Here is a 25,329-nt window from a genome sequence, read left to right as displayed (position 1 = left end):
GCCCCTCCAGCCGAGAACTAGATCGACGAGTCGACCGTGAACTTCGTCAGTGTCGGAGCGGCAGCGAGCATCGGCGGCAGTTCGGTGATCTGGCCGGGACCGGCGCGGAACTCGCGGTACTTCGCATCGGCCTCGGCCGACTCCCATGTCTCGTAGGCCACCACGTGGGCCTCGTTCTCCTCGTCGACCCACACGTCGACGCCGAGGCAACCCTCGAACGCGCGGGTTTCGGCCAGCACCGTGCGCAGCAGTGCTCGCGCGTCGGCGAGAGACTCGGGCTTGAACGTCAGATCCAGTGTTGCAATGAGAGCCATGGCTCCAGGGTAGACCGCGACGGGTCACCGCAGACGTAGTGCCAAGTAGAACTCGATCCTGTCCTCCAGTCGCGACAGATCGCGGCCGGTCAGTTCCTCGATGCGCTGGATGCGATATCGGACGGAATTGACGTGCATGTGCAGTTGTTCGGCACATCGCGTCCAGGCTCCGTTGGTGTCGAGGTACACCGACAGTGTCTCGACGAGATCACTGTTGTGCAGGTCGTCGTAGTCGACCAGGGGAGTCAGTAGTCTCGAGGTGAACATGCGTCGCACGTCGTCGGGAACGTTGGCGAGAAGTATTGTCAGCGTGGCCAATTCGTCGTGCCCGACGACACTGCAGTCCGAGCCACGACGCTCGGCGAGTCTGCGGGCGTAGCGCGCTTCCTCGATCGCGCTTCGGATGTCGGCGGGCGCGGTCGGAGCGCTGACACCGATCGAGGTGCCGCTACCGACCAGTCCCGGTGCCAACGTGTGGACCGCTCGCCGGACGGAATCGGTTCGATCGGTTCGCGCCTCCACCAACGCGATGGCCTCACCGTCGACGATTCCGAGGGTGATCTCCAACGGTGCCAGCACTTCTCGTAACAGCGGGCGTAGCTCGCCGAGCCGCAACGTCTCCCCGGACGTGGCCACAGCCACTGCAGCATAACGTGTTTCGATGTCGAGCCCGATGACGTGCATCTGGGCGAGGATGTCAGCGGCCGTCGCACCGCCGACGATCGTGCGCACGAATTCCTGCGCCAGAATTCCCGACCCGGACAGGCGATCGTCGACGCGACTGCGTTCCACCGCCACGATCGACGCCAGCTGTCCGGCCAGGGAGAGCCTCGGCGCATCCCATGTCTGCCAATCGCTTTCGAAGGCCACGAACCAATCCACGACCCGCGGTGCGGACTCACCGTCGACGGCGAACACCGAGACTCGCTGCTCAGGGCAATAGCGCGGTAGCCGTACCGAGCTCATGAAATCCTGCGCCACTGCTTCGGTGTCCGGCGGATTGTCGGATCCGGCGAGTACCCGCCCCGATGAGGTGACCACCCAGCAGTTCATCCCCAGATCGGAGCTGACCATCTCCAGCAGCGGACCGAGACCCCCACCGGGCCCCGCGCTAGCCACCAGGCGTCGATGCCGATCGAGCACCAGGCTCAGGTCCGAGGCCCGGGCCGTCGACAGTTGCCGGACCACGCTCTCGGTCACCGTGGCGAAAGCGATGTCGGCGGGCACCCGAAAAAGCGGCAGGCCGTGCTCGAGGCAGGCGTCGACCAGGTCGTCGGGCACCACGCCGTCGTCGGATGCCGCCAGCGCCGAGATTCCGGCCTTGGACACCGCCCGGACGAACGTCCTCGAGTCCTCGGGGCCCGTCCGCCACATCAGACCGGTCAGCACCAGCTCTCCGCCGCTGAGGTATCGGCTCGGATCGAGCATGTCGGTGGTCACTACCCATCGGATGGTCGGATCGAAGTGCTCGGGAGTGACGATCGGCTGCAGTTTCAGGTCGGGGAGATCGGCCAGATCACGCAGTCTCACGGTGCATCGACCTCCTCTTCGTAGGATCCTCCAAAACCTACACTGTGATCGGCGTCATACTTCGTCGTTCCTGTCTCTCGTTCGCATGGCCTCCGGCGGCTGTACTGGGTGAACACGACCGAAAGACACGTGAGCGGAGAGCAGCACGATGGAATTTCTACGACCACAGACCTGGGGCGACGCGTTGGCCGCGAAGGCCGACGACGTCGACGTGGTGCCCATCCAGGGCGGCACCGACGTCATGGTCGAGATGAACTTCGACCTGCACCGGCCAGGCGCACTGCTGGATCTGAACCCGATCACCGAACTCACCGAGTGGGAGCGGCTTTCCGACGGGACGTTGCGGGTCGGCGCAGGCGTGCCGTACGTCCGCATCATCGCCGAGCTCGGAGACATGCTCCCCGGCATCTCCCAGGCGTCCCGCACCGTCGGTTCACCGCAGATCCGCAATCGCGGGACCGTCGGCGGCAACCTCGGCGGCGCGTCGCCGGCAGGCGATCTGCACGCGCCTCTGCTCGCGGCGGGCGCGACCGTCGAAGTCGAATCGGCCGAGCGCGGAGTACGCATGATCCCCGCCACCGAGTTCTACCTCGGCGTCAAGCGCAATTCCTGCCTGCCCGACGAACTCATCCGCGCCTTTCACGTAGCGCCGGCTGCGGGACCGCAGTACTTCTCCAAGATCGGCACCCGCAACGCGATGGTTATCGCCGTCTGTTCGTTCTCGATCGCACTGTTTCCGCAGGAGGGTCGCGTGGGTACCGGGCTCGGCTCCGCTGCGCCGACGCCGCGCCGGGCTTACGATGCCGAGAACTACCTCGCGGCCGAACTCGAGTGGGACGGTGCCCTCGATCCGCGGGTATCGGAGGAATTCGGCCGATTGGTCAGTGCGGCAGCAAGTCCCATCGACGACGTACGAGGCACTGCCGATTACCGCAAGCACGCCCTGTCCGTGATGGCCCGGCGAACACTGGGCTGGGCATGGCGAGACCTCACAGCCGCACGGAAGGTGGCCTGAACATGCGAGTCAACTGCACCATCAACGGAAAAGACATGGAAGCCGACGACGTCTGGGAGGGCGAGAGTCTGCTCTACCTGCTGCGTGAACGCATGGGACTCCCCGGATCCAAGAATGCCTGCGAGCAGGGTGAATGCGGTTCGTGCACCGTCTATCTCGACGGCGTCCCCGCATGTGCCTGCCTGGTGGCCGCCGGTCAGGTCGAGGGCCGCGAGATTCGTACCGTCGAAGGCCTCGCCGAAGGCGACAAGCTGGATCCGATGCAGGAGGCGTTCGTCGAATGCGGAGCCGTCCAATGCGGCTTCTGCACCCCCGGGCTCGTGGTGCAAGCACACGATCTGATCGAGCGCGTTCCCAATCCGTCGGACGTCGAGATCCGTGAATCACTCGCCGGAAACCTCTGCCGCTGCACCGGATACGAGAAGATCCTGGACGCCGTGCGGCTTGCAGCAACTCGAAAGGCCGAAGCCAAATGACCACTGTCATCTCGGGTGCCTACATCGCGCCCATCGTCGGCGACGAAATCCCCGACGGCTACCTCGTCGTCGAGGGCACGATGATCACCGCCATCGGATCGGGCCCCGCCCCGATCATCCCCGGCGCCGAGACCATCGACGCCTCCGGTTGCCTGGTCACCCCGGGCTTGGTGAACACACACCACCACCTCTACCAGTGGGCGTCCCAGGGCCTCGCCAAGGACAACACGCTCTTCGAATGGCTTGTTGCGCTGTACAAGCCGTGGTCGAAGATGGATGCCGAGGTCGTCGGCGGTGCTGCCGCAGCCGGGCTCGGATGGCTGGCGAAGTCGGGATGCACCACCAGCACCGATCATCACTACATCTTCCCCCAGGGCCGAGGCGATCTGTTCGCCGCCGAGATCGACGCGGCGCAGCGCATCGGAGTCCGCTTCCAGCCGTGCCGAGGCTCGATGGACCGGGGTGTGTCCGACGGCGGCCTGCCACCGGACGAGGTGGTCGAATCACTCGACGACATCCTCACCGCCACCGCCGAGGCCATCGACACCTATCACGACGCCTCCTTCGGTTCCATGCTCCGCATCGCGGTCGCACCGTGTTCACCGTTCTCGATCAGTAAAGAGCTGCTCGTGGAGTCCGCAGGGCTTGCTCGCGCCAAAGGCGTTCGGCTGCATACGCATCTGGCCGAGACCCTCGACGAAGAGGAGCACTGCCTCGCTCAGATGAACTGCACCCCGGTCGAATACATGGAGCAGGTCGGCTGGTTGGGCGACGACGTGTGGTTCGCCCACGCAGTGCACCTGCACGATTCCGACATCGCGAAGATGGCGGCCACCGGTACCGGCACCGCCCATTGCCCGAGTTCCAATGCTCGGCTCGGCGCCGGTATCGCACGGATCTCGGACCTGCTCGCCGCCGGCGCACCCGTCGGCCTGGGGGTCGACGGTTCCGCCTCGGCCGAAATGGTGCCCCTCGCAGGCGAGGTCCGTCAGGCCATGTACATGCAGCGGGCCAAGTACGGTCCGACAGCACTGACGGCGCGTCAGGCACTCGAGATCGGAACACTGGGCGGCGCAACGGTACTGGGCCGACAGGGCGAGATCGGTTCGCTCGAGGTCGGCAAGCTCGCCGACATCGCGATCTGGCGCACCGACGGGTTCTATTCGGCCGTGGACGATCCGGTCGTCGCGTTCGCGTACGGGCAGACGCCGCCGCTCGCGCGCTTGATGGTGGGCGGTCGAACGATCGTCGAGAACGATGTCCTGACCAGCGCACCGCAGGACGAAATAGGCCGCGCCGGAGCCGATGCGCACCGTCGCCTGATGAAACTCGCGGAGGACGTGCTGTGAGCGCCCCGACCACCACACCCCGGCAAGCTCCCGCCGACATTCCCGCCCCGGGACGAGGTCGAGTCGGCGACAGCCCGCTGCGACCCGACGGCACACTGAAGGTCAAGGGCGAGTTCGCATATTCGTCGGACCTGTTCATCGACGGGATGCTCTGGGGCGCAACGCTTCGCAGCCCGCATCCCCGCGCGAAGATCGTCTCCGTCGACATCTCGAAGGCGCTGGCAACTCCCGGCGTCGAGGCGGTACTCACCCACGAGGACGTGCCCGGACGCAAGTGCTTCGGACTCGACCACACCTGGGATCAGCCGGTATTGGCCTTCGACGAGGTGCGCCACGAGGGCGAACCGATCGCGTTGATCGCAGCCGACCATCCCGAAACCGCACGGCGCGCAATGGAAAAGATCGTCGTGGTCTACGACGTGCTCGAGCCTCTCACCGATGCCCGACGCGCAGCCCTGGATCCGGACTACCCGAAGGTGCAGGAACGCGGCGGAGTGGCGCGACATCAGCCGGTGCGCGTCGGCAACGTCGCCGCCGCACGGGCCACCGCGGATGTCATCGTCAGCAGCGACTTCGCCGTCGGCATCCAGGATCAAGCGTTCCTCGGACCCGAGTCCGGCTTGGCCGTTCCCGCCGAGGACGGCGGCGTGGATCTCTATGTCGCGACCCAGTGGATGCACAACGATCTGGCGCAGATCGGGCCGTGTCTCGGCCTGCCCGAGGAGAAGATCCGAATGACGCTGGCCGGCGTCGGTGGTGCATTCGGTGGCCGTGAGGACCTGTCGATGCAGATCCACGCGGCGATGCTCGCCATGCACACCGGCAAGCCGGTCAAGATCGTCTACAACCGGTACGAGTCGTTCTTCGGCCACGTACACCGCCACCCCGCACAGATGCACTACGAGTACGGTGCCACCAGGGACGGCAAACTCGTGTTCGCCGATGTCGAGATCATCCTCGACGGCGGTGCGTACACCTCGGCCACCCTCAACGTGGTCGGCAACGCGGCCTCGCTCGGTGTCGGACCGTACGTCATCCCCAACATCGAGATCGACGCGTACGGGGTGTACACCAACAATCCACCGTGCGGTGCGATGCGTGGATTCGGCGCAGTGCAAGCATGTTTCGCGTACGAGTCGATGATGGACAAGCTCGGCGAGGCCTGCGGTATCGGACCGGTGGCAATCCGCCAGATCAACGCCGTCAGCCAAGGTTCCATCCTCGCGACCGGCCAGGTCATCGAAGCACCTGCCCCACTGGCCGAGATGCTCGCCCGAGCCGAGGCGATGGAACTACCTGCCCCGCTGGACGCGTCGGACATACGGAATCTGCCGGGTGGGGCATCGCAGACCACCCACGGCGAAGGCGTCGTACGTGGGATCGGATACGGCGTCGGCATCAAGAACATCTGCTTCTCCGAGAACTATGACGACTACTCCACTGCTCGCGTCCGGCTGGAGGTGATCGGCGGCGAGGCAACGGCATTGGTGCACACGGCTGCTGCCGAGGTGGGGCAGGGACTGGTGACGTTGGAGGCGCAGATCGCGCGCACCGAACTCGGCGTCACCAAGGTCGTCATCCATCCCGCCGACACCAAGGTCGGCAATGCCGGCTCTTCGTCCGCGTCGCGCCAGTCGTACATGACCGGTGGCGCAGTCAAGACCGCGTGCGAGGCCGTGCGCGAGGCGGTGTTCGTCCTGGCCGGCCTGTACCTGGGCCGCGCGGTGGCCGACCTCAGCCTCGACGGCGGCAAGATCGTCTCGGCCACCGACGGCGTGCTGGCCACGATCGAGGACGTGCTCGGCGATCGCGTCATCGAGCAGACGCGTGAATTCCACCATCGCCCTACCAGCGGAATGGATCCGGTCACCGGACAGGGCGCGAGCCACACCCAGCTCGCCCTGTGTGTCCATCGCGCGGTGGTGGACGTCGACGTCGAACTCGGACTCGTAAAGGTCGTCGCGATGGCGGCCGTGCAGGACGTCGGCAAGATCCTCAACCGGCTTTCACTCGAAGGCCAGATCCACGGCGGCACAGCGCAGGGCCTCGGCCTCGCGGTGATGGAAGAAATCGTCGTCGTGGACGGTCTGGTGAAGAACCCGTCGTTCACCGACTATCTGATTCCGACCATTCTCGACATGCCGCCCATGAAGCTGGACATCCTCGAGAACCCGGATCCCCTGGCACCGTACGGCCTTCGTGGTGCCGGCGAGCCACCCACCCTCTCGTCGACGCCCGCCGTCGTCGCCGCCATCCGCAACGCCACCGGACTCGCGCTGACCCGCGTACCCGTTCGACCCGAACACATCATCAACAGCTGATCCGAGTTCCATCCCCATTCGACGAAACCTCGTCCGGCACAACCGTACCGACGCCAACTCCCCCGGCATGTCGGCCCGGCCCGACGCTCGACGAGGTTGATCACGCCCTGGGAGGGCCGATCATGACCGACGTAGACACATCCAGCACTCGCCAAAGCGGACGAGGTCGATCCCAGATCGACAAGTTCTTCTACATCACCGGCCGCGGTTCGACGCTGTCACGCGAAATTCGTGGTGGTGTCACCACATTCGTGGCCATGGCCTACCTGATCGTTCTCATCCCTCTGATCATCGGTGATGCACGCGATGTCACCGGTGCCACGCTCGATCCGGCTCAGCTGTCGACCATGGTGGCACTGTCCGCCGGGCTGACGACCATCCTGATGGGGGTCGTCGGAAACGCGCCCCTCGCGATGGCAGCCGGCCTCGGGGTGACGCCGATCGTGGTGTTCCAGGCGGCCCCGTACATGACCTGGCCGCAGGCGATGGGTCTGGTGGTTCTCGAGGGCGTCGTCATCGTCGTCTTCGCTCTCACCGGCATTCGGCAACTCATCATGGATGCCATACCACTGGTGCTCAAGCAAGCGATCGGCGTCGGAATCGGTGCATTCATCGCGCTCATCGGCCTGGTCGACGCCGGGTTCGTCGGGCACCACGAGTCGGCAGCAACCGCCGTCACCCTCGGCACCTTCGGCAAGCTCGCCGGCTGGCCGGTGTTCGTGTTCTGCGTCGGGCTCATCCTGATGATCATGCTGTTCGTTCGGAAGGTGCCGGGCGCGATGCTGATCGGCATCTTCGTGGCCACCAATCTTGCCATCATCCTGAACTCGGTGTTCGATATCGAGCCGGAGGCGTGGGGCCCGGTGGTACCGAAGGTGCCCGACTCCATCGTCGCCACACCACAATTCGACCTGCTATTCAACGTCGACCTGTTCGGCGGCTTCGCCCGAGCCGGAATCGTCACGGCATCGGTTGTCCTGTTCACACTGGTGTTGTCGGGCTTCTTCGACGCCATGGGCACCATCCTCGGTGTCGGCGAGGAAGCTGGCCTGGTCGACAAGCAAGGCAGGATGCCCGGACTGAGCCGAATCCTCACCGTCGACGGCATCGGTGCCATCGTCGGAGGCGCAATCAACGGCTCCGCCAACACCGCCGTGGTGGAATCTGCGGCCGGCGTCACCGAGGGTGCCCGAACCGGTCTTGCCAGCGTCGTCACAGGCGGGTTGCTGACCAGCTTGATCTTCTTCACTCCGTTGGCCGGGGTGGTTCCCGTCGGTGCAGCTGCGCCGGCCCTGGTTCTGGTGGGCGCGCTGATGATGACGCACGTACGCAAGATCGATTGGGAGAACACCGAAATCGCGATCCCCGCCTTCCTGACCATTGTGCTGATGCCGTTCACGTACTCGATCACCGTGGGAGTCGCGGCAGGTGTCATCTCGTACACCCTCGTTCGTCTGGCCAAAGGCAAAGCACGCCAGACGCATTGGCTGCTGTATCTGATGTCGGGTATATTCTTGGTCTACTTCGCCCTGCACCCGATCGAAGAAGCGTTGGGAATCTCGTAACGTGAAAGAGATCGTCGATCGCCTGTCCGCCTGGGACCGCGCTGGCATTCCCTATGCGGTAGCGACTGTCATCGCGGTATCCGGAAGTGCCCCAAGGCTTCCGGGTGCCGCGATGGCGGTCTGCGCCGACGGTGAAGCAGTGGGCAGCGTCTCCGGTGGCTGCGTCGAAGGCGCCGTGTACGAGCTGTGCCGCGAGGTTCTCGAGACCGGTGAGTCCAAGCGAGAGTCGTTCGGCTACAGCGACATCGATGCTTTCGCTGTCGGTCTGACCTGCGGGGGAGTGATCGAGGTGTTCGTACGCCTCGGTCCTCCGCGTGCCGTGCTCGCGGCCATCGCGTCGGACGCTGCGGTGGCCACGGTCACGATGCTCTCCGGGTCAGGGGAATCGCTTGCAGTGTCCTCCTCGGCCACTATCGGCAGCACCGGGTTCTCCGACGTCGACGCCGTGGTCGTCGGTGAGGCGCTGGCGATGCTGGACTCCGGCGGTACCGGTATCCGGTCGGTGCGGTGCCGGCCTGATCTCGACGTGTTCGTGCAGTCCTACGCCACGGCCCCGCGGCTGCTGATCTTCGGGGCAATCGACTACGCAGGCGCACTCGCCCGCGTGGGTAAGTTCCTCGGGTATCACGTGACGGTCTGTGACGCGCGACCGGTATTCGCCACTGCTGCACGGTTTCCCGACGCCGACGAGGTGGTCACCGAATGGCCGCACAGCTACCTGGCGCGGACGGCCGTCGATGCCCGGACGGTGATTTGCGTCCTGACGCACGACGCCAAATTCGATGTACCGCTGCTCGAGGTGGCCCTGCGATTGCCGGTGGCCTTCGTCGGGGCCATGGGATCACGCAGGACTCACGACGATCGCGCGGTCCGGTTGCGTGACGTCGGGTTGACCGAGCAGGAGCTCGCACGCTTGAAGTCGCCGATCGGCTTGGACTTGGGGGCGAGAACGCCCGAGGAAACTGCACTGGCCATCGCGGCGGAATTCGTGGCCGTGCGACGCGGGGGTAGCGCTCTGCCCTTGACACGCACGGCCGACCCGATCCACCACGACGGGGCGGCGGGGGATGCGAAGTACGCGTAAGTATCGGCCCGACTCAGCCCACACGTATCGTGCGTTCGAGCAAAGGCAACAGACGATCCCAATGCCGTTGCAGTGCAGCTGCATCGAATGCGGTGGTGTCGGCCATCGTAAATCCGTGTACAGCACCGGGATAGACCTCGGAGGTGTACTCGAGTCCAGCCGCGTCGAGGGCTCCGTCGAGCTCGTCGAGGGCCTCGGGCGTCATATCGCCATCAGCGTGGCCGATGTGGACAGCGGCAAGAGTGGAGCCTGCGGAACGATCCGACGTAGCCGCAACGTCAAGGAGTAACTGATGGGGACTGCCCGGCTCGTCGGTCACGAGCTTCCCCGGATGGAAGCTTGCAGCAGCGCTGACTCGATCGGGGAATGCGGCCGCCGTGCGGATCGCCAGGACTCCGCCCATGCAGTAGCCGACCACTGCTACCTTTCCGGCGCCCACTGCCGGCTGTTCGTCGAGAAATGCGAGATAGTCCTCGGCGTCGGCGTCGGCGCGGGCTCGGTCAGCGGTGTGCTCGGCCAACAGCGGCATCAGCTTCTCCACGAGCGCCGGGCGTGACTCGCTGTCGATGAGCTCGGGTAGCTCGACCACCGGTGCTGGTCCGTGTCGGTAGAAGAGGTTGGGGACCAGCACGTAGTAACCGTGCTCGGCCAGTTCGCGGGCCATGGCCTCCAACACTGATCGCACGCCGAATATGTCCATGTAGAGCAGGACTGCGGGATGCGGCCCATCGCCGTCAGGGTAGGTGACGAACGCGTCCGCCGCGCCGTCGGTCATGGGAATCTGCACATGTGAACTGGGCACTGGAGTCCATTTCGAGTCGAGGAATCGGGCCCTTGCGACCGTACGCCTGTTGCGATTCGACCTTTCGTGGTGTGAGCAACGTAGAAGTGCCCGGCGAAATCTCGAACTAGTGCTCGCGTCGTGAGCGCCATTGACCACGCGCGATGATCGCGATGACGATCACGACCGCCGAGGCAACGGTCGCACCGAACGCCCCTCCAGTGGGAAGCGCGTTCGTCAGGACCGGAACCGGTGCGAGCACAGCCAGCATGACGGCCACAACCACAACCGGGAAGATGACCACCGCCAAGAACTTGTCCTTCTGCCGATCCCAATTCGGTCCGGCTTGCAGTGCCTTCTCCTTACGCATCACCCACGCATAGAACGGGACCAGCGGTGCCACGAGCAGTAGAACCGACAGTGGGTATCCGGTTCTGCCGAGGAGCGCGTAGATCAGCGTCGCTGTCGACGCCGAAGCCCATGTCATGATCACCGCCATGCCGAGAGCCAACAAGAATGGGGACTCTCGTTGCGGTCGATCAGATCCGGGCGGAATCTTTTGATCGTTCACTGTCACAACCTCCACGCTGGAAGCACGCCGCGATGATGCCACCGACACTCGACAAACATGCGGTCGGCTTCCGCGTCTTCAGCGGAAATCGCTCGGAACGTACCACCACTGATACAGGTGAACATGATTCGCGCGAAACTCGCAATGCCGCCGAGCTCGCGGGCGCACCGAGCAGCAGTTCCTCCTGTTGCCCATGCTCAGAGCGCCCGAGCCAATGTATTTACGTTTCTGTCGGTAGGTCGAGATACCATTCTCGTATTCGAACACGCGTTCGTTTCTTGCTCACCGGGGGGTGAAAGATGGGTGCAGTCCCGACTGTGTCACTGGAGGCGTTGACCGCTGCCGCGCGTGAGGAAAATCGACAGGCCGCCCGCAAGATCACCGCCTGCTATCGCGTGCACTGCGACTGGATCACCCGGGACTCCAAACACAAGCACTACAGCCGATACGGACGCACCGAAATGGCAGTGGCATTGGGCTGCTCGGCGACCGTCGCCGAATCGTATGTCTCCGTCGGCGTCGCCCTGCACACGCGGATGCCGCTGCTGCGGGTGGCGTTCGAGGCAGGTGAGATAGACCTTCCCCGCGTTCGGACGGTGTGCCGGATCCTCGACAATCTTTCCGACGACATCGTCAGGTCGGTCGAGAAAGAGGTGGTCGAGGCGGCGAGGAGGTCGTCCCCTGGTCCGCTCGAGCAGGCGATCTGGGACATCCTGCTGCGCGTTGCACCCGAGGAAGCGGCCGCGTTGCGGGAGTTCGCGAAGAAGTTCCGGACCGTCACCTACAGTCCCGCCGGAGAACTGGCCCGCATTCGAGCCGAGTTGACCGCCCCCGAAGCCGCCGCCGCATGGCAACTCCTCGAGGAGATGGCCGATACTCTCTGCCCGAAAGATCCGCGCGGGAAGAAAGAACGCCTGTGCGATGCATTCATGGCCCGCATGCACGGCGAACCCCGACTGGCATGCCTGTGCCAACGCGAGGATTGCCCGAAGAAAGACACCGCGTTGCCGGATCGTCGGGTGCCGTTGACGATGATCACCGTCGACATCGCCACCCTCATCGGGTTGTTGGCCAACTCCGCCTACCTCGCCGGGCACGGATCCATCGACCCCGACCTCGCGCGAGAGTTGGCACGCAACAGTCACTGGCAGATCCTGCCCACCGAAGCAGTGACCCTCGCCGAGAAACTCGGACTCGCTGTGCAGAACCCAGAGACCGGGGAATGGGAACGACGCCCAGACAGCGAGAAGACATCGGCTGCAACAGAACCCGAGACGGAAACAGCGACGGACGAAGACAACGACACGCGCTCGGACGCGGACCCTGATGCTGATGCCGAAGAGGGAACTGGGCCGGAAGCGAACTCGAGGGCGGCGACAGATTCCTCGACCGAACCGACCCCGGCCAGTTCACCTGCACCTGCACCTGCGCCGGGGAACACCTCGACACCGACACCGGAACCAGCAGCACCCGCATCGGCACCAGCGCCACCACCGGCACCAGAGTCACCACAGACACTCGCAGATGGGGTCGACGTGACCGGCGATGCCGAGGAGAACGGGGAGACCGGCGATGCCGAGGAGAACGACGAGTCCACACCCGCACCTGCGACCGACCCGCCGGCAACTCCCGACCCAGACGCCGATCCTGCCCGGAAACACGCCGCAACACGCACAGGGACGCCAGTGATCGACCCTCCCGCTCAGGCAACGTCGGCCACCGGCCCTGACCTCGCAGCTTCGTCTGAACCGGCGTCAGCGTCACTGTCACCTGCGGGACAGACACCGCCGGCACCTGATATCACACCGAACTGTTCGGAATCACGCTCTCCCACAACACCATCCGACTCCACAACATCCGGGGCGACGTCAGCCCAAGGCCCGGAACCGAGAACAGGCTCGACTGCAACTGACGCTGACGTTGCTGCTGCCGCTGCCGCTGCCGCCAGCGACAATCCACGCCAGCGTCGCCTGGGAACACTGACCTCCGCCGCAGCCCTGTTCTGCACCCACACACCCGTCGGCCGGGGCACACGGCACAGCTCTGCCCTCGACGTGCCCTCCGCGATGCGGCGCAACAACCGGACGATCCCCACAGGTCACACACCCTCAGGCCTCTACCTCGGCAGCGCATCGCTGGCCGCGGCTCTCGAAGCCGCCATCGCCGCAGACCCCACCCTCGGAAAATCAGTACCCCGCGACCCGCTCACCGACCGCGCCCTGATCTACCGACCCGACACCCTCACCACCGCCGCCGTCCGACTACGCGACAAACACTGCCGATTCCCCGGCTGCCACCGACCCGCCGCACGCTGCCAACTCGACCACATCACCCCCTTCGACCACGCCAACCCACGCGGCGGCGGCTGGACCACCGTCAACAACCTCCAATGCCTCTGCGACTACCACCACTCCGTCAAAACCGCCGGCTACTGGAAGGCCGTCATGCTCCCCGGCGGAGCGATCCTGTGGACATCGACATCCAAGACCACCCGAATCACCCTGCCCACCAACGCAACAGCCGTACCCATCCTCGGCAACGACCTCAGACCACACATCCCCACCACACGGAAACGATCCGGCCACCTCGCCTACCCAACCCACCCGACAACCACGACCCCGAAACAGAACCCATAGCCGAAGACTCCGCAGAGCCACCGTTCTAGAAGGTCAGCGCTGGTGCCGCAACAGCTGTCCGGTCGACGACTCCGAGCCCGCGATCCAAGACCGTCGCACCACACCCGACAAGCCCAGTCGGTCGTACGCAGTCACCGGGTTACGGTGGTACAGCTGCGCGACGTCAACGGTGAACTTCTCATCCGGCGCGAACACCGCGAGATCTGCAGCACAACCTACTTCGATGCGCCCCCGATCTGCCATACCCACCTGATCGGCCGTGTTCGTGGCCATCCACCGCACGATGTCGGTCATTGCGAAGCCGCGAGCACGCGCCTCGGTCCACACCGCTGCAAGTGACACCTGCAGCGACGCAATGCCACCCCACGCATCGCCGAAGTCCCCGGTGTCGAAACGCTTCAGGTCGGGCGTACAGGGCGAGTGATCGGTGACAATGGTGTCGATCGTGCCGTCAGCCAAGCCCTGCCACAACAACTCGCGATTGCCGGCCTCGCGGATCGGCGGGCAGCACTTGAACTGGGTCGCCCCGGCCGGCACGGCCTCGGCGTCGAAACACAGATAGTGCGGACAGGTTTCGACCGTCACCCGAACACCGTCCCGCTTGGCCGCAGCAATCATCGGCAATGCATCCGCGCTCGACAGGTGCAGAATGTGCACCCGACACCCCGTCCGCCGAGACAGCTCGATCACCTGCTCGATGGCCCGGTTCTCGGCCGCACGTGGACGCGATTCCAAGAATTCCGAGTACTCGCGGCCCGACGCGGACGGTGCCTCGGCGATGACCTCGGCGTTCTCCGCGTGGACGATCATCAGCCCGTGGAACGATGCGATCTCGATCAGAGCTTTCTCCAGTTCCGGGATCGTCAGCGGCGGAAACTCGTCCACTCCCGACGCCAGCAGGAAGCACTTGAAGCCGAATACACCCGCATCGTGCAATGGTCTGAGCTGATCGATGTTCCCCGGCACGGCTCCGCCCCAGAATCCGACATTGACCACCGACTGATCCGCTGCCACCCGCCGCTTGATTTCCAGAGCTGCAACGTCGACCGTCGGCGGGATGCTGTTGAGCGGCATATCGACGATGGTGGTGATGCCACCAGCCGCGGCAGCCCGGGTGGCGCTGGCGAACCCTTCCCATTCGGTACGCCCCGGCTCGTTGACGTGAACATGCGTGTCCACCAAACCCGGCAGCAGCACCTCGTCTGGCCCGAGCTCGACCACGGTGCCGGCGAGCACCGCACCACCAGCATCATAGGAGTCGATCGCCACGATCCGGCCGTCCACCACCGAGACCGAAGCGGCGACCTCCCGTCCGCCGATCACCGCCCGCGAAGCGCGAACGACCAGATCGATCGAATCAGACTGCACTGGAAACACTCTGAAGCTCGGACGACTTCCACGCCACATCAGCGGCGTCCAGGGCTTCAGCGTCGAGTTCCCCGAACAATCTCAATCGGGACAGGCCGCCGTCGGGGTACACGTCCAGTCGCAGGTGCGTGTACGCGTCGACCTCGTTCAGCAGGAAGCGATGACGCGTATCCGGCTGAACGGCGGTACGGCGCAAAATCTCGCTCCATGCCGTCGGGTCCGTGATGTGTCGGCGACGAGAATCGATGGCGCTGAGTCGAATCCACCCCGGTGCGTTGCCGACGTAGTAGCTGGTGTCGACCTCCACGTGCCGCGGAGCACCGGGTGAAGCGAGGGCGAAGACTGCGAAGTCGTTGCCGCCGTTGCGTCGTCGCGAGTTTTCCCAACCTTCGCCCATGTTGCGAGCCCGCCCGGGCAGGATGATGTTGGCCGGGGAGGAGTAGAACGCGTCGGAGCAGTCGGTGAGCCGAGCTCCGTTCTCGGCGGCGAGCAGATCGACGGTGCCGGCGAGGAACCGCGGATCCTGCACCACCTGGCCGTGCACACGGAACCGGGCCACACCACCGTCGGGGTAGATGGACAGACGCACATGCGTCCACCGGTGCCGATCGGCCACCGCATACATGTTCGCAGTGTCACCGACTGCAGAGGACTTGTCGACGATGCTGTGCCATTCCGCATTCTGTACGTCCTCGATGGACGGGTAGCCCTCGATCGACGCCGCTTCGACGGAGACGAACGGCGGGTAGTTGCCGGTGAAGTGTGCGGTGTCGACCACGACGCCGTGCACGATGCCCGGTGCACCCAGTCGCACGATCGCCCAGTCGTGACCGCCTTCGTCGCGGCGACGCCGAGTCTCCCAGCCGTCGTACACCTTTCCCTTGTGCCCGAAGTCCGCGGGATCGAACAGCGGAGCGTCCGGCTTGATCAAGTTCTCGCGCTGGGCGAACAGCTCGTCGTTCGCTGCGGAGACGCTGCCGCCGAGCGCCCGAGAAGCAAGGTCGGTCAGCGTGGTGAAATCGGTTCCGGTCATGAAGTTCCTTCCAAAATGTGTGTGGTGGCCAACGTTCGACCTACCTCGTGCAACAACCGAACCGCGTCTCGCATGGAGATCTGCGGGTCCGGCTCCAGGTCGGTCAGCGCATAGGAGGCGGTGATTCCGTAGGGGCGCAATCGATCCAAGCCGACGACGCTGCGTCCCGCCACGGTGATCACCGGGACCCCCGCCGCGCGCGCTGCATGAGCGACTCCGATCGGTGCCTTGCCGTGCAGGCTCTGCTCGTCCAGCGAGCCCTCGCCGGTGACGACCAGATCGGCCGACGCCAGAGCGCTGCCGAAGTCGATCAGCTCGAGCACGGTCTCGATCCCCGGCTTGGCCGCAGCACCGAGTACGGCCATGGCACCGAAGGCGGTTCCGCCGGCTGCCCCGGTGCCCGCCAGGCCGCTGAGGTCACGGCCGATTGCGTTGCGCACCAAATGCGCCCACTGCCGCATCCCGTGTTCCAGATACAGCAACTCCTGCGGCCCTGCACCCTTCTGTGGGCCGTAGACAGCCGCGGCTCCGGTGACACCGAGCAACGGATTGTCGACGTCGCAAGCCAGCTCGAACACCGCATCCCGAGCCGACGGCAACAGGCCGCTCAGGTCGAGGTGGACTGCGCCCCGCAGCGGACCACCGCCGAGCGCAACGTCGTTGCCGTCGGCATCGAGGATGCGGGCACCCAGCGCGCTGAGCATTCCTGCGCCGCCGTCGGTGGATGCGCTGCCCCCGAGTCCGACGACGAGACGCTGCGCACCTGCCTCCAGAGCGTGCCCGATGACGGTACCGAGACCGAACGTACTGGCTCCCAGCGCATCCGGCTGTCCATCGGGAAGAAGCTCGAGCCCGACCGCCGACGCCAGTTCGACGACCGCAACCTCACCCTGACGAGCGTATGACGTCTGCACCGGCTCACCGGTCGGTCCCGAGCAGGTCACTGCCACTCGATCCCACCCGGCGGTGACGGCAGCATCGACGGTGCCGTCACCGCCATCGGCGACGGGTAGGCATACCGTCTCGAGCGACGAGTCGACCGAGAGCATTCCCTCGGCCAGCGCCTGCGCGACCTCCGCTGCCGACAGCGAGCCCTTGAACTTGTCGGGAGCGAGCAGAATCCGCGTCATCTCTAGTCCAGCAGGAGCAGCGCAGTGGGGGCGTCGGCCGACGTGTTGGCCAGTTCCTCGAACTCGCCGACGTTGTCGATCTCGGTCCCCATCGAGATATTGGTGACCCGCTCGAGGATGATCTCCACCACGACGGGAACCTTGTGCTCGTTCGCCAGCGCCCTGGCCCGCACCAACGTCTCGCCGATGAGGTCCGGCTCGGTGACTCGAAGCGCTTTGCAGCCCAGCCCTTCTGCCACCTGCACATGGTCGACGCCGTAGCCCTTGGGGATACCGGGCTGCGCGTCCAAGGTCTCCTGATGGTTGATGTTGTCGAATCCCAGCTGCACGCAGAAGTCCATGTCGAACGCGCGCTGCGCCTGACGGATCAGCCCGAGGTACGAGTTGTTCACCACCACATGCACGTACGGCAGATTGAACTGCGCGCCGACGGCCAGCTCTTCGATCATGAACTGGAAGTCGTAATCTCCGGACAGTGCAACGACATTCGCCTTGGGATCGGCAGCGACCGCCCCGAGCGCCGCGGGAATGGTCCAGCCGAGTGGGCCGGCCTGCCCGCAGTTGATCCAGTTGCGCGGGGAGTAGACGTGCAGGAACTGACCGCCCGCGATCTGGGAGAGCCCGATGGTGCTGATGTAGCGGGTGTCGCGATCGAAGACCTTGTTCATTTCCTCGTACACACGCTGCGGCTTGATCGGCACGTTATCGAAGTGAGTGCGACGATGCATCGTGCGCTTGCGCGTCGCACAGTCCTCCACCCAACCCGAGAGATCGCGGAGGGTACCTGCGGCACGGCGCTCCTCGGCGACGGCGACGAACTGCTCGAGTGCGGCCTTGGCGTCGGAGATGATGCCGTAGTCCGGCGCGAAGACACGTCCGATCTGGGTCGGCTCGATGTCGACGTGGACGAACTTGCGTCCCTTGCGGTAGGTCTCCAACCCGCCGGTATGCCGGTTGGCCCAACGGTTTCCGATGCCGAGGACGAAGTCCGAGGCCAACATCGTCGCGTTGCCGTACCGGTGCGCGGTCTGCAAGCCGACCATGCCCGCCGCGAGACGGTGATCGTCGGGGATGGTGCCCCAGCCCATCAGGGTCGGGATGACCGGAACGTCGAGGATCTCAGCGAGCTGGACGAGCAGGTCGGAGGCGTCGGCGTTGATGATTCCGCCGCCGGCCACGATCAACGGGCGCTCCGCAGCCAGGAGCATGTCGATGGCCTTCTCGGCCTGAGCGCGCGAGGCAACGGGCTTGTGCACGGGCAGCGACTGGTAGGTGTCGGGATCGAAGTCGATCTCGGCCAGCTGCACGTCGATGGGCAGATCGATCAGCACCGGGCCGGGCCGTCCTGAGCGCATCAGGTGGAACGCCTGCGCGAAGGCACCGGGAACCTGGGCCGGTTCGAGCACCGTCATCGCCATCTTGGTCACCGGTGCGGCGATCGACGCGATGTCGACGGCCTGGAAGTCTTCCTTGTGCAGCCTCGCGACCGGGGCCTGGCCGGTGATGGCGAGGATCGGAATCGAGTCGGCCATGGCCGAATACAGCCCGGTGATCATGTCGGTGCCGGCCGGGCCGGAGGTTCCGATACAGATGCCGATGTTGCCCGGAGCAGCCCGGGTGAATCCCTCGGCCATGTGCGAGGCACCTTCGACGTGGCGGGCCAGCACGTGGCGGATGCCCCCGTGGTTGCGCATCGCCGCGTAGAACGGGTTGATCGCGGCACCGGGCAGACCGAATGCCGTTGTTGCACCTTCGAGTTCGAGAATCTTCACCGCGGCATCGGCCGCGCGCATCTTGGCCATGTCAGTTGTCCTTGCTCGAGATCGGGGAGCCCGAGAGCCGAGCGACACCGCGGTACATTGCCGAATGATCCAGTCCACCATCGCCGTTGGCGCGAGCGGAGGCCATCAGCTGCGCCAACACGGCTCCCATGGGGATCACGACGCCCGCTTCACGTGCTGCGGAGGTGACGATGCCCAGATCCTTGTGGTGCAGGTCGATACGAAAGCCGGGCTCGAACGAGCGGTCCAGCATCTTCTGCGCCTTCTGGTTGAGCACGGCCGAACCGGCGAGGCCTCCACCGAGAACCTCGACCGACGCTGCCAGATCGACGCCGTAGGCCTCGAGGAAGGCGATCGCCTCGGCCAGCACCTGAATGTTGCCGGCCACGATCAGCTGGTTGGCTGCCTTCACCGTCTGCCCGGAGCCACTGGGGCCCACGTGCGCGACGGTCTTGCCCACGACGTCGAGAATCGGCTTGGCCGTGGCGAAGTCGTCCGCGCTGCCACCGACCATGATCGACAATGTCGCGTTCTCGGCACCGGCCTGGCCGCCGGAGACCGGGGCATCGAGGATACGGAAGCCGCGCGAGATCGCGTCGGCAGCCAACGTGGCGGTGACGTCGGGACGGATGCTGGAGAAGTCGATGATCAGCGCGTCGCGTCGAGCATTGTCGAACACCCCGCCCTCACCGGCGAGAACCTCCTGCACATCCGGAGAATCGGGGACCATGATCGCGATGACGTCCGCGTCATGAACGGCCTTGGCGATGGAATCGGCTGCGGTGCCGCCCGCCTCGACCAAAGGACCTGTGCGATCGGGGGTCAGGTTGTAGCCGACCACCTGATGGCCCGCCTTGGCGAGATGAACGGACATGGGACTGCCCATGATTCCGAGGCCGATGAATGCAATGGTGCTCATGAGAAATCCCTACTTGGTAGTGGTGGCCAGTTCGAGCCACGCGAACGGGTCCGGTTGGGTGGCTTTGTATTCGAGTCCGACGTAACCGTCGTAACCCCGTGCGGCGAGGCCGGCGAGTTGTCCACCGAGGTCGAGCGAGCCGGTACCCGGTTCTCCGCGGCCCGGTGAGTCGGCGATCTGCACGTGCCCGATCAGATCGTGGTGGGCATCGAGCGCCGCAGGCACGTCGTCTCCGTTGACGGCGAGGTGGTACAGGTCTGCAAGCAGACGCAGGTTGTGTACGTCCTGCTCACGCGCGACGCGGCGGATGGTGGCGACGGCTCCGGCAGCAGACTTGATCGGGTAGGCGGGCGCGCCGCTGACAGGTTCCACCAGCACGACGGCACCGATCCTCGCTGCGGCCTTCCCTGCTGCCGCCAGGTTCTCGATCGCGACCTCGTCCTGGTCCAGCGGGTCGACGCCGTCGATGCGATTTCCGTAGAGGGCGTTGAACGCTGTGGTGCCGAGTTGTTCGCCGATACCGACGGTGGCGTCGATGTTGTCGCGGAACGCCTGCTTCTGCGCTGGATCGGACAGAATCCCGCGATCGCCTGAGGGCATGTCGCCGGCGGCGAAGTTCAGTCCAGTCAGCTGCACCCCGGCATCACGGACGGAAGACACGAACGCGGTGACATCGGCGTCGGACGGCACCGGATTCGAGAACGGCCACCAGAATTCGACGGCATCGAAGCCGGCATCTCGGGCTCGCTGCGGTCGGTCGAGCAACGGAACATCGGTGAAGAGAATGGAACAGTTGACGGTGTAGTGGAGCCGAGAGTCAGCGAAAGTGTTCATGCACGGTGCCTTTCAGTTCTGAGGTTGCGGTAGTCCGCGGTAGCGACGCCAACTGCCGGCATAGGTGATGTCGGTCAACTCGTCCGGTTGCGCATCGAGCACCCCTGGCCGCAGGCCGACGCCCAGGACCGACCGCCCGTCCTCGAGCGCCACCACGGTGAGCTCGAGCTCCGGCGGTTCGTCCGGCAGGAAGGCCGTCCGGATGTCGTCGAGCGGAATGTCGTACAGCTCGCCTTCGATGGCCGCACCGGCTGTGTGATCGAGCAACAGCGCCGGGAATTCGTCCCGTACCGAGAAGAAGCGGTAATTCGGGGTGGTGCGCACCGTCCCCACGAACGGGTGGGACGAGACGTTGTGGTGCAGGCTGCCGCCACGCATCGCACCACCGTTGCAGAAAAGCTCCGTCATGAAGTCGTTCCTCTCGGGCTCGAAGGGCAGGACTAAAGTCCGTATTGTGGAATTAATATTCCGTTCGATGGACCGAGTGTGGCGTGCGCCACGTGGATCTGTCAAGACCCGGGTGCACGGTCCGCACGACCGAAGTGCCCAATACCTCAGTGCAGCAACGCCGAACGGATCGACGTGGACGCCTCGAGATCGACCCTTGACACTGCATGTGATCGGTGTCACGCTCATTTGGTGGAATCAACATTTCGTATTGCGGAATCGGATACAGTCGCCGACTTGAACACGGCCTCCGAGGCCGACGCGGCACGCACACTCTCGCTGTGCCTCGACGTACCTCGCTGGGTCGAGGGAGTTCTGAGCGCCCGGCCGTTCACCGACGTGCAGGCCCTACGTCACGCCATCCATCACGCTGCCGGGCCATTGACAGCCGAGGAAGTACACCGCGCACTCGCCGTGCATCCACGCATCGGCGAGAAACGCGACGGAGACGACGCCGGCGCTCGGCACGCGAGTAACGAGCAATCCGGCGTCGACATCTCCGACGCGACCGTCGAACAGCGGCTGAGAGCAGGAAATCTGGCCTACGAGAACCAGTTCGGGCAGGTGTTTCTGATCAGGGCCGCCGGCCGGGATGCCCACGCAGTTCTCGATGCTCTGCACAGCAGGCTCGGCAACGACCCCGAGACCGAGGCCGTTGTCGTCGAGCACGAGCTGCGGGAGATCGCCGAGATTCGCGCAACAGGAAGTCTCGGCGATGTCTGACCCGAGGAGTCAGGTGACCGCTCACGTGCTCGATGCGGCGAGAGGAGCTCCCGCGCAGGGGGTCTCGATCGTGCTTGCCGATCACCACGGCACCCCGGTCGCCGATGCAATCACCGATGAGCAGGGCCGTGTCTCGTCGCTCGGTCCCACCGAACTCGAACCGGGCATCTACCGCCTCACCTTCGCAACCGGTGCGTACTTCGCGTCCCGACACACCGAATGCTTCCACCCGGAGGTCGTCGTCACCTTCGAGATCACCGCACCCGATCAGCACTACCACATCCCACTTCTGTTGAGCCCGTTCGCTTTCACCACCTATCGAGGGAGCTAGAACCCATGACCATCGTGCTCGGAGCAAACCAGTACGGCAAAGCCGAATGCAGACTCGTCCGGATCGACCGCGAGACTCCTCGCCACCGCATCACCGACGTCAGCGTCACCTCGCAGCTGCGCGGCGACCTCGAGGCCGTCCACACCGAGGGCGACAACGCCCACGTCGTCGCGACCGACACCCAGAAGAACACCGTGTACGCGTTCGCACGGGACGGCATCGGCGCGATCGAGAACTTCGCGCTCCGGCTCGGGAAGCACTTCACCGGCAATTTCGACTGGATCGCCGGTGGACGCTGGGAGATCGAGCAGTACCAGTGGTCGCGTATCACAAACGGTGAAGACGGCTACGACCACTCGTTCGTCAAGGCCGGCGACGAGAAGCGGAACACGATCGTCACGATCGACGGAGAAGACATCTCCATCGTCTCCGGAATCAGCGATCTCGTGGTTCTCAATTCGACGGCGTCGGAGTTCTGGGGCTACCCGAAGGACCGGTACACCACACTGAAGGAGACCACGGACCGCATCCTGGCCACGTCGGTCAGCGCCCGCTGGCGGTACCTCACCACGGAGCTGGACTTCGACAAGACCTTCGACGACGTCCGTTCCATCATGCTCGACGCCTTCGCGTCCACTCACTCTCTTGCGTTGCAGCAGAGCCTGTTCCAGATGGGTAAGCAGGTTCTCGAAGCCCACCCTGAGATCGGTGAGATCAAGTTCTCCATGCCCAACATCCATCACTTCCTCGTCGACCTCGAGCCGTTCGGACTCGACAACCCCGGTGAGGTCTTCTACGTCGCGGATCGTCCCTACGGCCTGATCGAGGCCACGGTGGAACGCGACGATGCCCCGGACGCGGGCCGCGCCTGGGATACCGTGCCCGGATTCTGCTAGGAGCGAGGCAACATGAAGCTGACGAAGCGCAAGCCGAACAACAACCGTGCGCCGCATGACCCCGCCCGTCCCGAGGACGAGCGTTTGTCGATCGGCAGGTCGTACGTCTATGGATTGCAGCACATCCTGACGATGTACGGCGGAGTCATCGCACCGCCCCTGATCGTGGGCGGCGCAGCGGGACTGACCGGAACCGAGATCGCGCTGCTGGTCTCGGCCGCGTTGTTCGTCAGCGGAGCGGCCACCTTGCTGCAAACCCTTGGAGTGCCTTATTTCGGGGCGAAGTTGCCGCTGGTGCAGGGTATTTCGTTCGCGTCGGTGTCGACGATGGTGGCCATCGCGAGCGGGCCGGGTGGCTTGAACTCGGTGTTCGGTGCCATCATCGCTGCCGGTGCCATCGGGATCCTCATCACCCCGTTCTTCAGCAAGATCGTGCGATTCTTCCCACCGGTGGTGACCGGCACGATCATCACCGTCATCGGTATATCGCTACTGCCCGTTGCGGTTCGGTGGGCGATGGGCGGTGATCAGCAGGCCGCCGACTGGGGCTCGATGTCCAACATCGGGCTCGCGGCCTTCAGCCTCGTGGTGGTGCTGCTGGTGAGCAGGCTGGTGCAAGGCACGCTCTCGCGCTTGTCGATCCTGATCGGCATCATCGTCGGCACGCTGTTCGCCGTCCTCGTCGGCAAGGCCGATTTCTCCGGAGTGGGCGACGGTGCCATCTTCAGCCTCCCCGAGCCGTTCGCGTTCGGAGCCCCGACCTTCCAGATCGCGGCGATCCTGTCGATGGTGGTGGTCATCCTCGTCATCATGACCGAGACCACCGCGGACATCCTGGCCGTCGGCGAGATCGTCGGCACCGATGTCGATGCTCGACGCGTCGGCGACGGACTGCGAGCGGACATGGTCGCCACCACCATCGCTCCCGTGTTCGGCACCTTCCCGGCCAGCGCGTTCGCCCAGAACGTCGGTCTCGTGGCCGTCACCGGAATCAAGAGCCGCTACGTCGTCGCGGCCGGCGGCTCGGTACTGCTGTTCCTCGGGCTCTTCCCCGTCCTCGGACTGGTGGTCGCCTCGGTGCCGCTGCCGGTACTCGGCGGTGCGGGCATCGTGCTGTTCGGCTCGGTGGCGGCCAGCGGCATCCGGACGCTGTCCAAGGTGGAATTCGACGGCAACCTGAACCTCGTCATCGTGGCGGTGGCCATCGGCTTCGGCGTCATCCCCATCGCGGTGCCGGGCTTCTACGCGGCATTCCCGGACTGGGTCCACGTGGTGCTCGACTCCGGCATCAGCGCCGCGAGCATCGTCGCCGTCGTGCTGAACATCCTGTTCAACGTCATCACCATGGGTCAGAAACCCTCGCCCTCGGTGGTCACCGCTGCACCGCCGGTGGCGACGCGGCATCACCAGTAGTGTTCTATCGAGATCGGTAGAAGCTACGAACATGCGAGGTGGGACTGTGGCGGCAGGTGGCGGGGTGCAGTCCGTGGAGCGTGCGTTCGAGTTGCTCGACATCATGGCTGCCTCGGGCGGATCCATCGGGATCAGCGAACTGGCCGAGGGTACCGATCTGCCGATGCCGACGGTGCACCGTCTGATCGGAACCCTCGTCTCGCTCGGCTACGTCCGCCGGCTGCCGTCCCGCCGATACGCACTGGGCACCAAGCTCATTCGTCTGGGCGACAGCGCCTCGAAGTTGATCGGAGGATGGGCCAAGCCGTATCTGGCGGAACTGGTCCGGATCACGCACGAGACGTCGAACATGGCGTTTCTCGAGGACGACATGGCGGTGTACGTCGCGCAGGTCCCGTCCGAACACGCGATGCGGATGTTCAACGAGGTGGGTCAGCGCGTGTTGCCGCATTCCACCGGCGTCGGCAAGGCGCTGCTCTCGCAGTTGGACGACGACGCTGTCCGCGCGATCGTCGGCCGCCTCGGCATGGCTCCCCGCACCGTCAACACCATCACCACGCTCGACGCGTTGCTCGAGGACCTCGCGGTGATCCGCGAACGCGGCTATGCCATCGACGACGGTGAGCAGGAAGTGGGCGTCCGCTGCTTCGCCGTACCGGTACTCGGTGCCCCGACCCTCACGGCGATGTCGATCGCCGGACCCACAGCGCGCGTCACCCTCGAATCGGCCGAGCAGTTCGTGCCGCTGCTGATCTCGGCCGCCGAGCGACTGGCGAAAGACCTCGCGAGCAACACCCCAGCGTCTTGATGTT

The 25,329-nt window shown here is 65.1% G+C and carries 23 protein-coding genes; 12 read left to right on the top strand and 11 right to left on the bottom strand.

The window, feature by feature from the left end; all coding sequences use genetic code 11:
* Positions 1-17: 17 nt before the first annotated feature.
* Positions 18-314, bottom strand: coding sequence for an antibiotic biosynthesis monooxygenase (locus AB0362_RS18020; protein WP_068048495.1), 297 nt, complete (start codon positions 312-314; stop codon positions 18-20).
* A 24-nt stretch (positions 315-338) separates the two neighbouring features.
* On the bottom strand, positions 339-1,844 hold the full coding sequence (locus tag AB0362_RS18015; RefSeq protein ID WP_317809012.1) for a helix-turn-helix domain-containing protein: 1,506 nt from the start codon (positions 1,842-1,844) through the stop codon (positions 339-341).
* A 148-nt stretch (positions 1,845-1,992) separates the two neighbouring features.
* On the opposite strand from AB0362_RS18015, the gene AB0362_RS18010 reads away from it, so the two are divergent.
* The 6 genes from AB0362_RS18010 (at position 1,993) to AB0362_RS17985 (ending at position 9,654) form a co-directional block, all read left to right on the top strand.
* Positions 1,993-2,859 (top strand): FAD binding domain-containing protein, encoded by an 867-nt coding sequence (locus tag AB0362_RS18010; RefSeq protein ID WP_317809014.1) that lies wholly within the window; start codon positions 1,993-1,995, stop codon positions 2,857-2,859.
* A 2-nt stretch (positions 2,860-2,861) separates the two neighbouring features.
* A complete protein-coding gene (locus AB0362_RS18005) occupies positions 2,862-3,335 on the top strand; it encodes a (2Fe-2S)-binding protein (protein ID WP_068048485.1) in 474 nt (157 codons plus the stop codon).
* Positions 3,332-4,684, top strand: a complete 1,353-nt coding sequence (locus tag AB0362_RS18000) for an 8-oxoguanine deaminase (protein ID WP_317809015.1) — start codon at positions 3,332-3,334, stop codon at positions 4,682-4,684. Before AB0362_RS18005 ends, AB0362_RS18000 begins: the two co-directional genes overlap by 4 nt.
* Complete coding sequence (locus tag AB0362_RS17995) at positions 4,681-7,005, top strand: molybdopterin cofactor-binding domain-containing protein (protein WP_317809016.1); 2,325 nt, start codon at positions 4,681-4,683, stop codon at positions 7,003-7,005. The genes AB0362_RS18000 and AB0362_RS17995 overlap by 4 nt, the downstream gene beginning before the upstream one ends.
* Positions 7,006-7,127: 122 nt before the next feature.
* Complete coding sequence (locus tag AB0362_RS17990; protein ID WP_317809017.1) at positions 7,128-8,570, top strand: NCS2 family permease; 1,443 nt, start codon at positions 7,128-7,130, stop codon at positions 8,568-8,570.
* Between the two features lies 1 nt (position 8,571).
* Positions 8,572-9,654, top strand: coding sequence for an XdhC family protein (locus AB0362_RS17985; RefSeq protein ID WP_366236016.1), 1,083 nt, complete (start codon positions 8,572-8,574; stop codon positions 9,652-9,654).
* Between the two features lie 13 nt (positions 9,655-9,667).
* Here the strand turns inward: AB0362_RS17985 and AB0362_RS17980 are convergent, their stop codons facing one another.
* Together AB0362_RS17980 and AB0362_RS17975 are read right to left on the bottom strand one after the other, a co-directional pair.
* On the bottom strand, positions 9,668-10,429 hold the full coding sequence (locus AB0362_RS17980) for a dienelactone hydrolase family protein (RefSeq protein WP_317809019.1): 762 nt from the start codon (positions 10,427-10,429) through the stop codon (positions 9,668-9,670).
* Between the two features lie 133 nt (positions 10,430-10,562).
* A complete protein-coding gene (locus tag AB0362_RS17975; protein WP_317809020.1) occupies positions 10,563-10,922 on the bottom strand; it encodes a hypothetical protein in 360 nt (119 codons plus the stop codon).
* Between the two features lie 383 nt (positions 10,923-11,305).
* On the opposite strand from AB0362_RS17975, the gene AB0362_RS17970 reads away from it, so the two are divergent.
* Entirely contained in the window at positions 11,306-13,642 is a 2,337-nt protein-coding gene (locus AB0362_RS17970; RefSeq protein WP_317809022.1) for a DUF222 domain-containing protein, read from the top strand.
* 33 nt (positions 13,643-13,675) lie between these two features.
* Here the strand turns inward: AB0362_RS17970 and allB are convergent, their stop codons facing one another.
* From allB to AB0362_RS17935, 7 genes are read right to left on the bottom strand one after another with little or no spacing between them, the layout of a single operon-like run.
* Positions 13,676-14,995, bottom strand: coding sequence for an allantoinase AllB (allB, locus tag AB0362_RS17965; protein WP_317809296.1), 1,320 nt, complete (start codon positions 14,993-14,995; stop codon positions 13,676-13,678).
* A gap of 4 nt (positions 14,996-14,999) precedes the next feature.
* A complete protein-coding gene (gene alc / locus AB0362_RS17960; RefSeq protein ID WP_317809023.1) occupies positions 15,000-16,043 on the bottom strand; it encodes an allantoicase in 1,044 nt (347 codons plus the stop codon).
* On the bottom strand, positions 16,040-17,173 hold the full coding sequence (locus AB0362_RS17955; RefSeq protein WP_317809024.1) for a glycerate kinase: 1,134 nt from the start codon (positions 17,171-17,173) through the stop codon (positions 16,040-16,042). The genes alc and AB0362_RS17955 overlap by 4 nt, the downstream gene beginning before the upstream one ends.
* A 2-nt stretch (positions 17,174-17,175) precedes the next feature.
* Positions 17,176-18,975, bottom strand: a complete 1,800-nt coding sequence (gene gcl, locus AB0362_RS17950) for a glyoxylate carboligase (protein ID WP_317809025.1) — start codon at positions 18,973-18,975, stop codon at positions 17,176-17,178.
* A 1-nt stretch (position 18,976) separates the two neighbouring features.
* Entirely contained in the window at positions 18,977-19,873 is an 897-nt protein-coding gene (locus tag AB0362_RS17945; protein ID WP_317809026.1) for a 2-hydroxy-3-oxopropionate reductase, read from the bottom strand.
* Between the two features lie 9 nt (positions 19,874-19,882).
* Positions 19,883-20,707: a TIM barrel protein gene (locus tag AB0362_RS17940; RefSeq protein WP_317809027.1), complete on the bottom strand. Its 825-nt coding sequence runs from the start codon at positions 20,705-20,707 to the stop codon at positions 19,883-19,885.
* Between the two features lie 12 nt (positions 20,708-20,719).
* The gene (locus AB0362_RS17935; protein WP_032385160.1) at positions 20,720-21,115 is read right to left on the bottom strand and encodes a gamma-glutamylcyclotransferase; all 396 of its coding nucleotides are present in this window, start codon (positions 21,113-21,115) and stop codon (positions 20,720-20,722) included.
* A gap of 78 nt (positions 21,116-21,193) precedes the next feature.
* Here AB0362_RS17935 and uraD point away from each other — a divergent pair, with 78 nt between their 5' ends.
* Genes uraD through AB0362_RS17910 form a run of 5 tightly spaced genes read left to right on the top strand, consistent with a single transcriptional unit; the run spans position 21,194 to position 25,325 of the window.
* Positions 21,194-21,877, top strand: a complete 684-nt coding sequence (gene uraD / locus AB0362_RS17930) for a 2-oxo-4-hydroxy-4-carboxy-5-ureidoimidazoline decarboxylase (RefSeq protein WP_366236015.1) — start codon at positions 21,194-21,196, stop codon at positions 21,875-21,877.
* On the top strand, positions 21,870-22,208 hold the full coding sequence (uraH, locus tag AB0362_RS17925; protein WP_317809030.1) for a hydroxyisourate hydrolase: 339 nt from the start codon (positions 21,870-21,872) through the stop codon (positions 22,206-22,208). The genes uraD and uraH overlap by 8 nt, the downstream gene beginning before the upstream one ends.
* Before the next feature lie 5 nt (positions 22,209-22,213).
* The gene (gene pucL, locus AB0362_RS17920; RefSeq protein WP_317809032.1) at positions 22,214-23,104 is read left to right on the top strand and encodes a factor-independent urate hydroxylase; all 891 of its coding nucleotides are present in this window, start codon (positions 22,214-22,216) and stop codon (positions 23,102-23,104) included.
* Positions 23,105-23,116: 12 nt separating this feature from the next.
* On the top strand, positions 23,117-24,517 hold the full coding sequence (locus tag AB0362_RS17915) for a nucleobase:cation symporter-2 family protein (RefSeq protein ID WP_283347184.1): 1,401 nt from the start codon (positions 23,117-23,119) through the stop codon (positions 24,515-24,517).
* Between the two features lie 46 nt (positions 24,518-24,563).
* A complete protein-coding gene (locus tag AB0362_RS17910) occupies positions 24,564-25,325 on the top strand; it encodes an IclR family transcriptional regulator (RefSeq protein ID WP_317809034.1) in 762 nt (253 codons plus the stop codon).
* The last annotated feature ends 4 nt before the right edge of the window (positions 25,326-25,329 follow it).

This window comes from Rhodococcus sp. NPDC079359 (genome assembly GCF_040702585.1).
Classification (GTDB): domain Bacteria; phylum Actinomycetota; class Actinomycetes; order Mycobacteriales; family Mycobacteriaceae; genus Rhodococcoides.
Note: the sequence above shows the minus strand (reverse complement) of the source record. Positions and strands in the feature narration are given on the sequence as shown.

Excerpts from the sequence above, each read along its gene's own strand:
- AB0362_RS18020 (WP_068048495.1), bottom strand. The coding sequence starts at position 314 with ATGGCTCTCATTGCAACACTGGATCTGACGTTCAAGCCCGAGTCTCTC.
- AB0362_RS18010 (WP_317809014.1), top strand. The coding sequence starts at position 1,993 with ATGGAATTTCTACGACCACAGACCTGGGGCGACGCGTTGGCCGCGAAG.
- AB0362_RS18005 (WP_068048485.1), top strand. The coding sequence starts at position 2,862 with ATGCGAGTCAACTGCACCATCAACGGAAAAGACATGGAAGCCGACGAC.
- AB0362_RS18000 (WP_317809015.1), top strand. The coding sequence starts at position 3,332 with ATGACCACTGTCATCTCGGGTGCCTACATCGCGCCCATCGTCGGCGAC.
- AB0362_RS17990 (WP_317809017.1), top strand. The coding sequence starts at position 7,128 with ATGACCGACGTAGACACATCCAGCACTCGCCAAAGCGGACGAGGTCGA.
- AB0362_RS17980 (WP_317809019.1), bottom strand. The coding sequence starts at position 10,429 with ATGACCGACGGCGCGGCGGACGCGTTCGTCACCTACCCTGACGGCGAT.
- AB0362_RS17975 (WP_317809020.1), bottom strand. The coding sequence starts at position 10,922 with ATGACATGGGCTTCGGCGTCGACAGCGACGCTGATCTACGCGCTCCTC.
- AB0362_RS17970 (WP_317809022.1), top strand. The coding sequence starts at position 11,306 with ATGGGTGCAGTCCCGACTGTGTCACTGGAGGCGTTGACCGCTGCCGCG.
- alc (WP_317809023.1), bottom strand. The coding sequence starts at position 16,043 with ATGACCGGAACCGATTTCACCACGCTGACCGACCTTGCTTCTCGGGCG.
- AB0362_RS17955 (WP_317809024.1), bottom strand. The coding sequence starts at position 17,173 with ATGACGCGGATTCTGCTCGCTCCCGACAAGTTCAAGGGCTCGCTGTCG.
- gcl (WP_317809025.1), bottom strand. The coding sequence starts at position 18,975 with ATGGCCAAGATGCGCGCGGCCGATGCCGCGGTGAAGATTCTCGAACTC.
- AB0362_RS17945 (WP_317809026.1), bottom strand. The coding sequence starts at position 19,873 with ATGAGCACCATTGCATTCATCGGCCTCGGAATCATGGGCAGTCCCATG.
- AB0362_RS17940 (WP_317809027.1), bottom strand. The coding sequence starts at position 20,707 with ATGAACACTTTCGCTGACTCTCGGCTCCACTACACCGTCAACTGTTCC.
- AB0362_RS17935 (WP_032385160.1), bottom strand. The coding sequence starts at position 21,115 with ATGACGGAGCTTTTCTGCAACGGTGGTGCGATGCGTGGCGGCAGCCTG.
- uraH (WP_317809030.1), top strand. The coding sequence starts at position 21,870 with ATGTCTGACCCGAGGAGTCAGGTGACCGCTCACGTGCTCGATGCGGCG.
- pucL (WP_317809032.1), top strand. The coding sequence starts at position 22,214 with ATGACCATCGTGCTCGGAGCAAACCAGTACGGCAAAGCCGAATGCAGA.
- AB0362_RS17915 (WP_283347184.1), top strand. The coding sequence starts at position 23,117 with ATGAAGCTGACGAAGCGCAAGCCGAACAACAACCGTGCGCCGCATGAC.